At 61.1% G+C, this 14850-nt stretch carries 13 protein-coding genes, 1 tRNA gene and 1 pseudogene; 3 read left to right on the top strand and 12 right to left on the bottom strand.

Features of this window, described 5'->3' with window-relative positions; genetic code table 11:
* Window position 1: 1 nt before the first annotated feature.
* The gene (alr, locus tag ACX0MV_RS03775) at window positions 2-1081 is read right to left on the bottom strand and encodes an alanine racemase (protein WP_458981156.1); all 1080 of its coding nucleotides are present in this window, start codon (window positions 1079-1081) and stop codon (window positions 2-4) included.
* A 232-nt stretch (window positions 1082-1313) separates the two neighbouring features.
* On the opposite strand from alr, the gene ACX0MV_RS03770 reads away from it, so the two are divergent.
* Both ACX0MV_RS03770 and ACX0MV_RS03765 read left to right on the top strand, forming a co-directional pair.
* The gene (locus ACX0MV_RS03770; RefSeq protein WP_458981155.1) at window positions 1314-1679 is read left to right on the top strand and encodes a VOC family protein; all 366 of its coding nucleotides are present in this window, start codon (window positions 1314-1316) and stop codon (window positions 1677-1679) included.
* A gap of 113 nt (window positions 1680-1792) precedes the next feature.
* Window positions 1793-2491 carry a helix-turn-helix transcriptional regulator gene (locus tag ACX0MV_RS03765; protein ID WP_458981154.1) on the top strand — a complete coding sequence of 233 codons (699 nt, stop codon included), beginning with the start codon at window positions 1793-1795 and terminating at the stop codon, window positions 2489-2491.
* Window positions 2492-2500: 9 nt separating this feature from the next.
* Here ACX0MV_RS03765 and dnaB read toward each other — a convergent pair whose 3' ends face one another.
* From dnaB to rnr, 7 genes are all read right to left on the bottom strand, one after another.
* Window positions 2501-3895 carry a replicative DNA helicase gene (gene dnaB, locus ACX0MV_RS03760; protein ID WP_458981153.1) on the bottom strand — a complete coding sequence of 465 codons (1395 nt, stop codon included), beginning with the start codon at window positions 3893-3895 and terminating at the stop codon, window positions 2501-2503.
* Window positions 3896-4013: 118 nt separating this feature from the next.
* A complete protein-coding gene (gene rplI, locus ACX0MV_RS03755) occupies window positions 4014-4460 on the bottom strand; it encodes a 50S ribosomal protein L9 (protein ID WP_458981152.1) in 447 nt (148 codons plus the stop codon).
* Window positions 4461-4481: 21 nt separating this feature from the next.
* On the bottom strand, window positions 4482-5375 hold the full coding sequence (locus ACX0MV_RS03750) for a YybS family protein (protein WP_458981151.1): 894 nt from the start codon (window positions 5373-5375) through the stop codon (window positions 4482-4484).
* 36 nt (window positions 5376-5411) lie between these two features.
* Window positions 5412-5642 carry a 30S ribosomal protein S18 gene (gene rpsR, locus ACX0MV_RS03745; protein WP_003246847.1) on the bottom strand — a complete coding sequence of 77 codons (231 nt, stop codon included), beginning with the start codon at window positions 5640-5642 and terminating at the stop codon, window positions 5412-5414.
* Between the two features lie 28 nt (window positions 5643-5670).
* Window positions 5671-6093 (bottom strand): 30S ribosomal protein S6, encoded by a 423-nt coding sequence (gene rpsF / locus ACX0MV_RS03740; protein WP_458981150.1) that lies wholly within the window; start codon window positions 6091-6093, stop codon window positions 5671-5673.
* Window positions 6094-6345: 252 nt separating this feature from the next.
* Window positions 6346-7098 (bottom strand): 23S rRNA (guanosine(2251)-2'-O)-methyltransferase RlmB, encoded by a 753-nt coding sequence (gene rlmB / locus ACX0MV_RS03735; protein WP_458981149.1) that lies wholly within the window; start codon window positions 7096-7098, stop codon window positions 6346-6348.
* Window positions 7095-9638: a ribonuclease R gene (gene rnr, locus ACX0MV_RS03730; RefSeq protein WP_458981148.1), complete on the bottom strand. Its 2544-nt coding sequence runs from the start codon at window positions 9636-9638 to the stop codon at window positions 7095-7097. The genes rlmB and rnr overlap by 4 nt, the downstream gene beginning before the upstream one ends.
* Before the next feature lie 205 nt (window positions 9639-9843).
* On the opposite strand from rnr, the gene ACX0MV_RS03725 reads away from it, so the two are divergent.
* Window positions 9844-9930 (top strand) — tRNA-Leu (locus ACX0MV_RS03725).
* Window positions 9931-10028: 98 nt separating this feature from the next.
* On the opposite strand, the gene ACX0MV_RS03720 is transcribed toward ACX0MV_RS03725, so the two are convergent.
* From ACX0MV_RS03720 to ACX0MV_RS03705, 4 genes and pseudogenes are all read right to left on the bottom strand, one after another.
* Window positions 10029-10913 carry a methyl-accepting chemotaxis protein gene (locus tag ACX0MV_RS03720; protein ID WP_458981747.1) on the bottom strand — a complete coding sequence of 295 codons (885 nt, stop codon included), beginning with the start codon at window positions 10911-10913 and terminating at the stop codon, window positions 10029-10031.
* A pseudogene (locus ACX0MV_RS03715) lies at window positions 10887-11147 on the bottom strand (HAMP domain-containing protein); the annotation flags it as partial. The pseudogene ACX0MV_RS03715 and the gene ACX0MV_RS03720, both read right to left, overlap by 27 nt.
* 960 nt (window positions 11148-12107) lie before the next feature.
* Window positions 12108-13403, bottom strand: coding sequence for an adenylosuccinate synthase (locus tag ACX0MV_RS03710; protein WP_458981147.1), 1296 nt, complete (start codon window positions 13401-13403; stop codon window positions 12108-12110).
* 64 nt (window positions 13404-13467) lie between these two features.
* Complete coding sequence (locus ACX0MV_RS03705) at window positions 13468-14655, bottom strand: ATP phosphoribosyltransferase regulatory subunit (RefSeq protein ID WP_458981146.1); 1188 nt, start codon at window positions 14653-14655, stop codon at window positions 13468-13470.
* Window positions 14656-14850: the final 195 nt, after the last annotated feature.

Genomic DNA, 14850 nt, shown 5'->3' with positions numbered 1-14850 from the left:
CTTAGGCGTTGCGGTAATGCCTGGGCACGCGCGAGGTGACCTTGCTCAGCAGCTCATAGCCGATGGTGCCCGCCGCCCGCGCCACGTCATCCACCGGCAAGCCGCTGCCCCAGAGCTGCACCTCGTCGCCCACCTGGGCCGCAGGTACATCGGTCAGGTCGACCGTCAGCATGTCCATCGATACCCGCCCCACCAACGGCACCCGCTGACCACTCACCAGCACCGGCGTACCACTCGGAGCATGGCGCGGATAACCATCTGCATAGCCGCAGCTTACGGTGCCGATGCGCGACGGTCGTGCGGCACGCCAGCTCTGCCCATAACCAACGCTTTCGCCGATGGCTACGTCGCGGCAGGCGATCAGCCGGGCCGTCAGATCCATGGCCGGCTTGAGGCCCAGTTCGGCGGCGCTGAGGTCGGCGAATGGCGTGGCACCGTAGAGCATGATGCCGGGGCGCAGCCAGTCCATATGGGCTGCTGGAATGGTCAGGATTGCCGCCGAGTTGGCGAGCGAGCGCTGGTCGAAGTTGAGGTCAAGCAGGTCGAGAAACTGCTCCAGTTGCTGCTCACTTGCCTCGCTGCCTCGCTCATCGGCACAGGCAAAATGGCTGAGCAGGTTCAGTTCGGCGATCTGCGCGGCGCCGTGCAAACGCTGATGCCAGGCCCGTACAGCCGGCGAGCTGAGACCAAGGCGGTGCATCAGCGTGTCGACCTTGAGCCAGCAGTTCAGCGGCCGCTCCAGTTTCGCCGCGAGCAACTGCTCCGCCTGCCGCTCGCTGTGGACCACCACGTCCAGGCCAAGACGCGCAGCGAGCGGGTATTCCGCCGCGTCGAAACAGCCTTCGAGCAACAACACACGGGCTTCGCCGTGCACCCCGCGCACCTCGACGGCTTCCTCCAGGCAGGCCACGGCAAATCCGTCGGCCACATCGGCCAGGGCGCCGACTACTTCACCCACGCCATGGCCGTAAGCATTGGCCTTGACCACCGCGAAAGCCTGGCGACCAGGCGCGCAGCGTTTGGCGACCGCATAGTTATGCCGAATGACGGACAGATCGATGGTGGCGACAAGGGGGCGCATGAACCAGCTCCGCGGCGAGGAAGGGCGCACATCTTAAACTTCGCCCTTCAGGCTGCAAGCATCCGCTCAATTCACGCGGCACCTTGCCGAAGGTTGCCGCGCTCATTTAGGGCAGTACTGACACTGCTGACACCAGGCTGTCAGTAGCGCTGGTTTAGGGTGGTTTCCGCAGGCTAAAGCGCGCCACCGGCAGCGCCGGCCTGCTGACATCACCCATTCCAAGGAGAGAGCAATGAATGTGATCAACTGGTTCGAACTGTTCGTCAGCGACTTCGAGCGCGCCCGTCGTTTCTATGAGCAGGCACTGGCGACCTCGCTGGAAATAATGGAAGGCATGGGCGGACGTATGGCCCTGTTCCCCTACAGCCCGGACAGTGGCGTCGGCGGTTGCCTGAGCGACTCGCCGGAGCAGCAACCCGGCGCAGGCGGCACGCGGGTTTACCTGAATGCCGAAGGCCAGCTGGATGCCATATTGAATCGAGTACGGGCGTCCGGCGGGCAGATCATCCAGAACCGCACGGCCATCGGCGAGCATGGCTTCATCGCGGTGATAAAAGACAGCGAGGGTAACCTGGTGGGCCTGCACAGCATGACCTGATGGGCACCGACGCCGGGCAGCCATGCACTCGTCCGGCAGTTTGCGCCTCGCGGCCGATCATTTTTCAGCCATGAACCGGAATAGGTTATAAACAGCCAAGCCAGGGAGAGAGCATGAGACGCGCCGACCGCCTGTTCCAGATCGTCCAGTTCCTGCGCAGTCGTCGCCTGACCACCGCGCAGTGGCTGGCTGAGCGCCTGCAGGTTTCGGTGCGCACCATCTACCGCGACATCCAGGATCTTTCACTCTCCGGTGTACCCCTGGAGGGCGAAGCCGGGGTCGGCTACGTGCTACGCCAGCCCATGGACCTGCCGCCGCTGATGTTCGAGCGCGAAGAGATCGAAGCCCTGGTGGTCGGTGCACGCATGGTCAATGCCTGGGCCGACCCAGACCTGCAACGGGCCGCCGAATCGGCACTGGCAAAAATCCACAGCGTACTGCCCACCGCTCTGCGCGACGAACTCAACGGCAACCGCCTGTTCGCCCCAGAGGTGAGCTATCCGGTGCATTGGCTAGGGCAATTGCGTCAGGCGATCCGCTGGCAGCACAAACTGCAATTGAGCTATCGCGACGAAAGCGGGCAAGCCAGCCTGCGACGCATCTGGCCCCTGGGTCTGTTCTTCTGGGGGCAGACCTGGACGCTGTGCAGCTGGTGCGAACTGCGCAACGACTTCCGTAATTTTCGCATCGACCGGGTGGACAGCCTTGAGGATCTGGCGGAGACCTACCAAACGGGGCCCGGGCAACGCCTGGAGGATTACCTCGCGGCCTACCTCTGCGAAGACGACATGACGCCCGCGTTCAAACGTTAGGAGACCGGCTCAGTCCTCGTCGAACTGATAGCTGCCCGGTGCGAGGTTTTCAAACCGCGAATACTTGCCGAGAAAGGCCAGACGCGTTGTTCCGATAGGACCATTACGCTGCTTGCCGATGATGATTTCAGCGACGCCCTTGTACTCGGTTTCCGGGTGATACACCTCGTCGCGGTAGACGAACATGATGATGTCGGCGTCCTGCTCGATCGCACCTGATTCACGCAAGTCGGAGTTCACCGGGCGTTTGTTCGGCCGCTGCTCGAGGGAGCGGTTGAGCTGCGACAACGCCACCACCGGGCAGTTGAATTCCTTGGCCAGGGCTTTCAGCGAGCGGGAGATTTCAGAAATCTCGTTAACCCGGCTCTCGCTGCTGGAGCCGGGAATCTGCATCAGCTGCAGGTAGTCGACCATGATCATGCCGATCTCGCCATGCTCCCGCGCCAGCCGGCGAGTGCGCGCGCGCATCTCCGAGGGCGAAATACCCGCGGTGTCATCGATAAACAGCTTGCGATCGTTGAGCAGGTTGACGGCGCTGGTCAGCCGCGGCCAATCATCGTCATCCAGGCGCCCGGCGCGGACCTTGGTCTGATCGATCCGCCCCAGCGAGGCGAGCATCCGCATGACCAGGGAATCGGCGGGCATCTCCAGGGAGTACACGATGATCGCCTTGTCGCTGCGCAACACGGCGTTCTCCACCAGGTTCATGGCGAACGTGGTCTTACCCATCGATGGACGGCCGGCGACGATCACCAGGTCGGCTGGCTGCAGGCCGCTGGTCTGGCCGTCCAGGTCGGTAAAGCCGGTGGACAAGCCGGTGATCGCGTCGCCGCTGTTGAACAAGGTGTCAATGCGGTCGATGGCCTTGACCAGAATGTCGTTGATCCCCACCGGGCCACCGCTCTTCGGCCGCGCCTCGGCGATCTGGAAGATCATCCGCTCGGCCTCGTCGAGGATTTCTTCGCCCGTACGGCCCTGGGGGGAATAGGCACTGTCGGCAATCTCGCCGCTGATGCCGATCAACTGGCGCAGGGTGGCGCGCTCGCGGATGATCTGCGCATAGGCTTTGATGTTGGCGACCGAGGGGGTGTTCTTCGCCAGCTCGCCAAGGTAGGCCAGACCGCCGACTTGCGACAGCTGCCCTTCCTTGTCCAGTTGCTCGGAGACGGTCACCACGTCGAACGGGTGGTTACGCTCGGCCAGTTTGAAGATGGCGCGAAAAATCAGGCGATGGTCGTGCCGGTAGAAGTCGCCATCGGAAACCTGATCAAGTACGCGCTCCCAGGCATTGTTGTCCAGCATCAAGCCGCCCAGCACCGCCTGCTCGGCCTCGATCGAGTGCGGCGGCACCTTCAGCGCGGAGGTCTGCAGGTCATACTGTTCGGCAATGCTGATGTCGTTCATAAGGCTCTGGGCAAAAATCCGGGGTAGAAAAAACAAAAGGCACGGCATCGCTTTCGCAATGCCGTGCCCGATGTTAGCGAGCCTGCACCTAAGTGCAAGGGCCGCTTAGCAGGCTACCTTAGGCAGCTACTACTACAACCTTAACGGTCGCTTCAACGTCGCTGTGCAGGTGCACGGCCACGTCGTATTCGCCAACTTGGCGAATGGTGCCGTTCGGCAGACGCACTTCAGCTTTGGCCACTTCGACGCCAGAGGCAGTCAGGGCTTCAGCGATGTCGTGAGTACCGATGGAGCCGAACAGTTTGCCTTCATCGCCCGCGGTAGCGGTGATGGTGACTTCCAGTTCAGCCAACTGGGCGGCGCGGGATTCAGCGTACGCTTTCTTCTCGGCAGCCAGTTTTTCCAGTTCGGCGCGACGGGCTTCAAACGCAGCAACGTTTGCAGCAGTAGCGGCGGTGGCTTTGCCTTGCGGCAGCAGGAAGTTACGACCGTAACCGGCCTTAACATTCACTTTATCGCCCAGGTTGCCCAGGTTGGCGATTTTTTCCAGCAGGATCAGTTCCATTTGGTAATAACCTCTTAACTTTTAACCTTCACCGTTCGTGGAATTCGAGCCGGTCTTGCGCTCGAAGCGACCACGAAAATCAAACAGACTGTCGACGATGGCCAAAACCACCAGTAACGGATAAATCAGCTGCATAAACAGCAACAGCGTGATGTACAACCCAACCAGCCAGAACTTCGCCAGTCGCCCCTGCCCCACCAGCCCATGCCACAGGGCGATGCCGGCAAACGCCAGCGGCACGCTGCACAGCGGCGTCAACATGGCCATCTGCGGCCCCAGGTTGGGCCCCAACAGCATGCCAACCAGCAGCAACATCGCCAGCGGAGCGGGCAGCTTCAGCGCGTGAAACTCGCGCCCGAAACCTCCCGGGTTATACAACAGCCCTTGCCAGTAGCGCCCAAGCATCAGGCTCAACAGGCTGACTATCTGCAGCAGCGCCGCTATCAAACCGGTCAGTACCGGTGTAATCAGGCTATCCAGGCGCGCTCGCTCGTCCACCGACAACTGCTGGTGAACCCCATCAAGCATTTGCGGCATAAGCTTTTGCAGCTCACCCGCCATTGCCTCGATGGGTTCGCGGAACACCGCACCCAAGATCAGCCCATACACCAGGCCCAACGCCACGCTGCAGAGCAGCACACGGCTCCAGGACAGGTTGGCGCGTAACAACAACGCCAGCCCCAGCGCACCGAGCAACACCAGAAGGGTGCGCGGTTCGCCGAAATACCACCAACCAATGGCCGGCAGCATGGCCCAGACAAGGATGCCAAGAGCATCACTCAGGCCGCGCCGCAAGAGCACCAGGCATCCTGCGGCAGCACTTAACCAGAACAGCAGCGGCAATGCCGCAGAAACGACCACTACCAGAGTGGCCTGCATGCGGCCGCGCATAATGAATTCAGCCAAGGCGCGCATGCGATTTATCCCTTACTTCTTGTCGATCATCCGGTCTCAGCGGCCGTGGCTGTCGGTGTAGGGCAGCAGGGCCAGGAAGCGGGCGCGCTTGATAGCGGTAGCCAGCTGACGCTGATAACGAGCCTTGGTACCGGTGATACGGCTTGGAACGATCTTGCCGGTTTCCGAGATGTAGGCTTTCAGGGTGTTGAGATCTTTGAAATCGATCTCTTTCACGTCTTCAGCGGTGAAACGGCAGAATTTACGACGACGGAAGAAACGTGCCATGAGAGTGGCTCCTCAATAGATCCGTGGATTACTCGTCAGCGTTGTCGCTGTCGTTGTTGTCACCGTCATCGCCATCAGCAGAATCGGCGTGTTCAGGACGGTCACGACGCTCGCGGCGCTCGCTGCGATTTTCTTCGGCCTTGAGCATCTCGGACTGGTCAGTAACGGCCTCGTCGCGACGGATGACCAGGTTACGGATCACGGCATCGTTATAACGGAAGTTGTCTTCCAGCTCAGCCAGGGCTTTGCCGGTGCACTCTACGTTGAGCATCACGTAGTGAGCTTTGTGGACGTTGTTGATGGCGTAAGCCAGCTGACGACGACCCCAGTCTTCCAGGCGGTGAATCTTGCCGCCGTCTTCTTCGATCAGCTTGGTGTAACGCTCAACCATGCCGCCGACTTGCTCGCTCTGGTCCGGGTGAACCAGAAAGATGATTTCGTAATGACGCATAAATGCTCCTTACGGGTTGTAGCCTGCCGCCAAAATGCGGTCAGGCAAGGAGTGAATAACACTTGTGTCTTGCTCAATCGGGAGGGCGCAAAAGCGCCTGCCGTCGCGGCAAGGGGCGCCATTCTAGAGAAGCGCCCCGGCACAAGCAAGGTGAACTGGTGATTATTTGAACAATCCGCAGCGAATGCGCGGAAAGAAAAGACGCTGCCAAAGACAGCATCAACGGGCACCAGCCAGGCGCCCGCTACGCAGCTACTTCTTGCCGACAGCCTTGCGCTGGCGCAGTGCCTCGAACAGGCACACACCAGTAGCTACCGACACATTGAGACTGCTGACGCTGCCCGCCATCGGCAGCTTGACCAAGTAATCGCAATGCTCGCGAGTCAGGCGGCGCATGCCCTTGCCTTCGGCGCCCATGATCAGCACGGTAGGCCCGGTCAGGTCATGCTCATACAACTCCTGCTCAGCCTCGCCCGCGGTACCGACCACCCACAAGCCACGCTGCTGAAGCTTTTCCAGGCTGCGGGCCAGGTTGGTCACCGCCACCAGCGGAATCACCTCGGCCGCTCCGCAAGCCACTTTGCGCACCGTGGCGTTGAGCGTGGCAGATTTGTCCTTGGGTACTATCACCGCCAGCGCACCGGCGGCATCCGCCGTACGCAGGCAGGCACCAAGGTTGTGAGGATCAGTCACGCCATCCAGCACCAGCAGCAATGGCGGGCCTTCAGCGCGATCGAGCAGCTCTTCGAGCATCGCCTCGCCCCATACCTGACTGGGGCTGACATCCGCCACTACGCCCTGATGAACACCCTCGACCCAGGCGTCCATCTCGCGCCGCTCGCACTGGCCAACAGCGACCCGCGCCTCACTGGCCAGCCCCAACAACGTCTGCACCCGCGGGTCATTGCGCCCTTCGGCCAGCCAAACCTGTTTGACCCGCTTTGGATGATGACGAAGCAGCGCCTCCACGGCATGAACGCCGTAGATTTTTTCCAACTGGGTCATGGCTTCGCCTTGCGCTTGCGCGCGCCAGTCGAAGGCGCGGCGCTTTTGCTCGAGCCACTGCGCGACTTGCCGGATTTGCCATCGGCAGCCGGTTTCGCTGCCTCTGACTTGCCGCGGCCCTTGCCCGCCTTGCTCTTCGACTCGTTGATCAGGGCCTGCTTCAGCTCACGGCTTTTCTGCACGTCGGAGCCACTGGCACTCGACTTATCCGCCGTCGCACCCCGCGCACCTCGTCCGGTTCTGCCTGGCGCTTCTCGCTTGCGGCCGGCAGGAGCGTCGAGCGCGCTCTGGGCGATTTCGAAATCAATCTTGCGCTCGTCCAGATCGACCCGCATGACCTTGACTTCGACACTGTCGCCCAAACGGAAATTACGCCCGCTGCGCTCGCCGGCCAGGCGATGGTGAACCGGATCGAAGTGGTAATAGTCGCCCGGCAGCGCAGTGACATGCACCAGGCCTTCGACGTAAATATCGGTCAGCTCGACGAACAGCCCGAAGCCGGTTACCGCGGTAATGACGCCTGGGAAGGTTTCGCCAACCCGGTCCTTCATGAACTCGCACTTGAGCCAGTTCACCACATCGCGCGTCGCCTCATCGGCACGCCGCTCGGACATCGAACACTGCTCGCCGAGCTGTTCAAGGATGGCTTCATCATAGGGATAGATGCGCGCCTTCGGCATGATGGTCGCGCCCGCGCGCTTGACGTGCGGCGTGTCCAGCTTGGAGCGGATCACGCTACGAATGGCCCGATGGATCAGCAGATCCGGATAGCGGCGAATCGGCGACGTGAAATGCGCGTAGGCATCGTAGTTCAGACCGAAGTGGCCCTGATTGTCGGCGCTGTAAACCGCCTGACTCAGGGAGCGCAGCATCACGGTCTGGATCAGGTGATAGTCAGGCCGCTCGCGGATGCCTTCCAGCAGAGCCTGATAATCCTTGGGCGTCGGGCCATCCTTGGATTTGCCGCGGTGCAGCGACAGGCCGAGTTCGGTGAGGAAGGCCTTGAGCTTCTCCACCCGCTCCGGCGGCGGACCGTCATGCACGCGGTATAGCGCCGGAATCTCGTGCTTCTGCATAAAGGCTGCGGTGGCTACGTTGGCAGCCAGCATGCATTCTTCGATCAGCTTGTGCGCATCGTTGCGCTGGGTTGGGCGAATCTCCGAAATCTTGCGCCCGGAGCCGAAGATGATGCGGGTTTCCTGGGTTTCGAAATCGATCGCACCGCGCTCGTGACGCGCCGCCAGCAATACCTGATACAGCGAATAGAGTTGATTGAGATGCGGCAGCACCTCCTTGTACTCGCTGCGCAGGGCTTTGCCCTCGCTGGTTTTCGGCTGCTCGAGCATCGCGCTGACCTTGTTGTAGGTCAGCCGCGCATGAGAGTGGATTACCGCCTCGTAGAACTGGTAGTCGGTCATCTTGCCGGTCTTCGAGATACTGACTTCACAGACCATGGCCAAGCGATCAACGTGCGGGTTCAACGAACAGAGGCCGTTTGACAGCTCTTCCGGCAACATTGGGATGACACGCTCAGGGAAATACACCGAGTTGCCACGCACCTGCGCCTCGGCATCCAGCGCCGAGTCGATTTTCACGTAGTGCGACACGTCGGCGATGGCGACGTACAGCTTCCAGCCGCCCGAAAACAGCCGCCAGTTGCTGCCGTTCTTCTCGCAATACACGGCGTCATCGAAGTCGCGTGCATCCTCACCGTCAATGGTGACAAACGGCAGATGGCGCAGATCGATGCGCTTCTCCTTGTCCTTTTCCTCGACTTCAGGCTTGAGCTTGTGTGCCTCTTTGAGCACGGCTTCCGGCCAGACGTGGGGAATGTCATAGCTGCGCAGCGCCACGTCGATCTCCATGCCCGGGGCCATGTAGTTACCGACCACCTCGACCACATCGCCTTGCGGCTGGAAACGCGGGGTCGGCCAATGGGTGATTTTTACCTCGACGAACTGACCCTGCTTGGCGCCGGCATTACGCCCGGGAGTCACAAGCACTTCCTGCTGGATCTTGGGGTTGTCGGCAACGACAAATCCGATGCCGCTTTCTTCGTAATAGCGACCGACGATGCTTTCGTGGGCGCGGGAAATCACTTCGACAATCGCGCCTTCGCGCCGACCACGGCGGTCGAGACCGGAAACCCGCGCCAGAGCGCGGTCACCGTCGAAGACCAGGCGCATTTGCGCCGGGCTGAGAAACAGGTCGTCGCTGCCGTCGTCGGGAACCAGAAAGCCGAAGCCGTCGCGATGGCCGCTGACGCGCCCCAGGATCAAATCCAGCTTGTCGACAGGTGCATAGGTACCGCGGCGGGTGTATATCAGTTGACCATCGCGCTCCATGGCGCGAAGACGGCGGCGCAGCGCTTCGATTTGCTCTTCGGTGGTCAGACCAAACTCTTCGAGCAACTGTTCGCGATTGGCGGGCGAACCTCGATCAGCCAGATGCTGGAGAATCAGTTCGCGACTTGGAATGGGGTTTTCGTATTTTTCCGCTTCACGTGCGGCCTCGGGATCGAGGGATTGCCAATCGGCCATTAGAGAGAATTCACCTTTTCTATAAAAATTCGTTTTGCCATGCGCCTATTGAAGCGCGAAACCCCTGTTCGGGTCAGCCCGTCGCAGGCAATAAAATTTTCCGCAACAGGGGTTTACAAGCAAAAAGTCGGTCCGTATTATGCGCGCCACAACGACGGCAAACGTTGTTGTAGTTGATCGTAAATAAGCAATCTTTGCAATCGACGCCCAGGTGGTGAAATTGGTAGACACGCCAGCTTCAGGTGCTGGTGACCTTACGGTCGTGGAAGTTCGAGTCTTCTCCTGGGCACCAATTCAAAAAACCGAGCCAAGTGCTCGGTTTTTTATTGCCTGTTTGTTTTAACCAAATGCGCAAGCATGATCGGCGGCCGCCCTGAGCAGCCGCCCTTGTTAAACGCGAAATTGCCCAAGGCTCGCCTTGAGTTGCGCCGCCAGGTCATCCAGCACCCGTCCGCTTTGCGCAGTGGCCACTACCGCTTCAGCGGCACGCTGTGCCTCGGCATGAATTACCTCGACCCGCCCGCGAACCGCGTCCACCCCTTCTGCCTGGTGAGCAGCGGCCAAGGTCGCAGCGTTGATCGCGCCGTGCACTTCTTCTACCGCAACCTGCACGGCCTGCTGCACATCGGCACTTTCACGCAAGGCCGCCAGCCCTTGACCGGCCTGCTTGCCAGCCTGACCAATGGCGCCCACCGCCTCACGCGCACCGCGCTGGAGGGCTCCGATATGCGCCTGGATATCACCGGTCGACTGCTGAGTTTTGCTCGCCAAAGCACGCACCTCATCCGCCACTACAGCGAAGCCGCGACCACTTTCGCCTGCCCTCGCCGCCTCAATCGCGGCATTCAGGGCGAGCAGGTTGGTCTGCTCGGCAATGCCATGGATTACCGTCAGAACCACCTCGATCTGCTGACTCTGCTCAGCCAGACGTTCGATTACCGCAGCACCGGTTTCCACGCTGCGCACCAATTCTTCGATCGAGCCGCCCACCCGCTGAGCGATCGCCGCATTGTCTTCAGTTGACTGGCGGATGGCTGCAACTCGGCGCAACGCTTCTTGCATCGCCTGACTCTCCGCCTTGGCCTCGTTCGCCATCTGGGCAAGTGCCTGCAAGCTGCCGGAGACCTCATCGCGCTGCCGCTCGGCCGCCGACTCGGATGCGGCGCTGCGCAACGCTAGGCTTTGAATTTCCTGACCGGTGCGAACCGCCACTTCACCGGCCTCACGCACGATGGGCTGTAGTTTTGCGACGAAGCGGTTCACTGCTGCTGCCATTTCGCCTACTTCGTCGCGACTATTCAGCTCGACTCGCCGCGTCAGATCGCCTTCGCCGGCTGCCAGGTCATTGACCGCGGCAATCAGCAGACGCAAACGACTGAGCACGCGCCAGCCGAGTACCAGCGCCACCACAAGCAGGGCAAGCACGCCGACCACCAGCAGGCCTACGGCAATCCGCCAGCGCAAACTATCGGCCGCAGCCTTTACTGAACCTACGCTGTTCTTCGCCATGCCTTCGGCAGCGATCTGCGCCTCAGCCAGGCGCCGCTGCAAGGCCGCCGTACTTTCACGCGAGGCCCCGGCAAGGCTGGCATCCACCAGCTCGCCGGCGCTGCCAGTCAGCGCCACGAAGCGTTGATCAAGGGCCTCCAACTCCTTGGCCACCGCAGCCATCGACAAACCCAGCTGGATCTTGCCGATCGCCGCGCCCATCGGGTTGATCTCGGTCTCGACCACATACACCTGGGGATCACGCGAGGCCGCGTCGATCAGCTTGTCCAGCGGGCTGTCGCCCTGCCCCACCTTGACCAACTCACGCACCCGCGAGTCGCTGCGATTGAAGCTGCGGGTCAGACGCTGGCCCTGAGCATCGTAATAGACCGCGAACAGCACCGCCGGATCGCGCTGCGCAATCCGCACGAACGCCGTCAACGCCGGCACGTCGTTATCCCAGATTGCCTTGGGTGCCACGCCGGCTAACATTTGCGCCATGGCCCCACCGGACTGCTTGAGATTCTGCTCCAGCACCCCGCGTAACTGTTCGCGCTCCGCTTGCAAACGCGCGGAAAGCGCTGTCCCGAGGCTTTTCCGGGTATTGCTGGAAAGCGCAGCCAAACTCTGGACGACTTCGCGCTCCGCCACCGCGAGCTCGTCGCTGAGCCGCCGGCTGTCGCCCTGCAGGCGCGCCGTCAGATCGGTCACCAGTTCATCGACCGTGGTGCGCGTCATCCAGACGGAGAAGCTGACCTGCAACAAAATGGCTACACCAAGCGCGATGAAGACCGGGCGCAGCAGGCGGCTGTGCAACAGCGAGATCATGACTGCCAAAGTCCTACTCCTTACGAAACGTCAGCAAACTGGGCATTTGCAAAGATAGTCGGCCGAAATAGGCAAAGCTGTAACGTGAAATGGCCTGGCCGTAAAAACAAAAAGGGCCGCATCGAGCGGCCCTTTCTGGTCGAACGGCGTTAATCAGGCAAACGGATGGCGCAGAACAATTGTTTCGTTGCGATCCGGGCCAGTGGAAACGATATCGATCGGCGCACCAACCAGTGCTTCCACACGCTTGATGTAGGCACGGGCGTTCGCAGGCAACTCTTCCAGCGTCTTGGCGCCGAGGGTCGACTCGCTCCAGCCCGGCATTTCTTCATAAACCGGCTGCAGCCCAAGGTAACTGTCGGCATCGGTCGGCGCATCGACCAGTACCTCACCGTTCTGATCCTTGTAACCGGTGCAGATGCGGATGACTTCCAGACCATCCAGCACGTCGAGCTTGGTCAGACACAGCCCGGAGATGCTGTTGATTTCGATGGCGCGACGCAGGATGACTGCATCGAACCAGCCACAACGGCGCGCACGGCCAGTGGTGGCGCCGAACTCATGACCGCGCTTGGCGAGGAACGCGCCGACGTCGTCGAACAGCTCCGTCGGGAACGGGCCCGAGCCGACCCGTGTGGTGTAAGCCTTGGTGATACCCAGGATGTAATCCAGGTACATCGGCCCGAAGCCCGACCCGGTGGCAATACCCCCTGCGGTGGTGTTGGAGCTGGTGACATAGGGATAAGTCCCGTGGTCGATGTCCAGCAGCGAGCCTTGCGCGCCCTCGAACATGATGTCCTTGGATTCGCGACGCATCTCATGCAGCACAGCGGTCACGTCGGCCATCATCGGCTTGAGCAGCTCGGCGTATTCCATGCACTCGTCGAGTGTTTTCTGGAAGTCGATTGCGGGCTCTTTGTAGTAATTGACCAGGACGAAGTTGTGGTAATCGAGCAGCTCGCCCAGCTTCGCGGCAAAACGTTCGCGGTGGAACAGATCGCCAATGCGCAGACCGCGACGGGCGACCTTGTCTTCATAGGCCGGGCCGATGCCGCGGCCGGTGGTGCCGATCTTGGCATCGCCCCGCGCCTTTTCCCGCGCCTGATCCAGTGCGACGTGGTAAGGCAGGATCAATGGGCAGGAAGGGCTGATGCGCAAACGCTCGCGAACTGGCACCCCTTTAGCTTCCAGCTTGATGATTTCGCGCATCAGTGCGTCGGGGGCAACCACGACACCGTTGCCAATCAGGCACTGCACGTTTTCGCGCAGGATGCCGGAGGGAATGAGATGCAGGACGGTTTTCTCACCGTCGATCACCAGGGTATGACCGGCGTTGTGGCCGCCTTGATAGCGCACCACTGCTGCAGCCTGTTCGGTCAGCAGGTCGACGATCTTGCCTTTGCCTTCATCGCCCCACTGGGTGCCCAGAACTACGACATTCTTACCCATAACACTAACCCTCTTCACAAACTTGATGCCGGCCTCGGCCGGCGGAAACAATCCAGATAATCCGTCAAGACGCCAGCGGCACAACCTGCCAACGGCCGTCACGCAATACCAGCTGGCGATCGCAGCCAGCCAGCTGGGCGTCACTCAAGGCCTGCTCAGGCAGGGCCTGGACGACCCGTTCGCCGTCGCCGCGCAAGCGCTTTACCGCCTGCCATAGATAGACATCATGACTATCCGGCGCCCAAATGCCGGCAGGCAGATCGCCCAGCTGCATCTGGCCCAGGGTAACCAGCGTCTTGAGATCGGTTGAAAAGCCGGTAGCTGGGCGCGCACGACCAAAATCGGCACCGATATCATCGTAACGACCGCCTTGGGCGATCGACTGGCCCATTCCAGGCACGAAAGCGGCGAACACCACGCCCGTGTGGTAGTGATAGCCGCGCAACTCGCCAAGGTCGAAATACAGCGGTAATTCGGGATATCGCAGGCTCAGCGTGTCGGCAATCGCCAGCAGCTCGTCGAGCGCAGCGTGCACGTCATCAGGCGCCTCGACCAGACAAGCCCGGGCAAGGTCAAGAACATCGCGACCACCGCACAACTCGGCCAGGGCCTGCAACATCTTGCCGAGTGCAGGCGGCAAGGACTCGGTCAATGCGCCGATCTCATCCATGGCCTTGCGCTGCAGGGCATCGAACAACTGTTGCTCGACCTCGCCAGACAAGCCCGCAGCACGGGCCAGGCCGCGGTAGATTCCCACATGACCAAGGTCCATGTGCACATCAGGCACCTGGGCAAGCTCCAGAGTGTCGACCAGCAGACTGATCACCTCCACATCGCTGGCGGGGCTGGCGTCGCCATAAAGCTCGGCGCCCACCTGAATAGGGCTGCGCGAGGTGGTCAGCGCGCGCGGCTGGGCATGCAGTACGCTTCCGGCGTAACACAAGCGGCTCGGCCCTTCGCGACGCAGGGTGTGAGCGTCAATTCTTGCCACTTGCGGGGTGATGTCAGCGCGAAAACCCATTTGCCGGCCGGACAGGGGGTCGACCACTTTGAAGGTACGCAGGTCCAGATCCTGCCCGGCACCAGTGAGCAATGAATCCAGGTACTCGATATGCGGGGTCACCACGAATTCATAGCCCCAACGCTGGAACAGATCCAGCACCTGACGGCGCGCGACTTCGATACGCGCGGCCTCCGGGGGCAGTACTTCTTCGATGCCATCTGGCAGAAGCCAGCGGTCTACCGTTGCCATTTCGCCATTCCCCTCTTGATCCGGGCGGCACAAGCCTTCAGTGAAGCCATATTAGGAAGGTTGTTCCCAGCAACATGCCAGTCAACCCCATAAGACGCAGTTCGACGCTGTATCAACTACGCGAGCACCTCGCACCCGAGGTGCGGATGAGGGCGGATGGGCGATTTTCGGCACAGGCAAGAGACCTAAGCACTG

The sequence above is a fragment of the Pseudomonas cistanchae genome, assembly GCF_054483635.1.
This window is presented reverse-complemented; position numbering and strand designations above follow the sequence as displayed.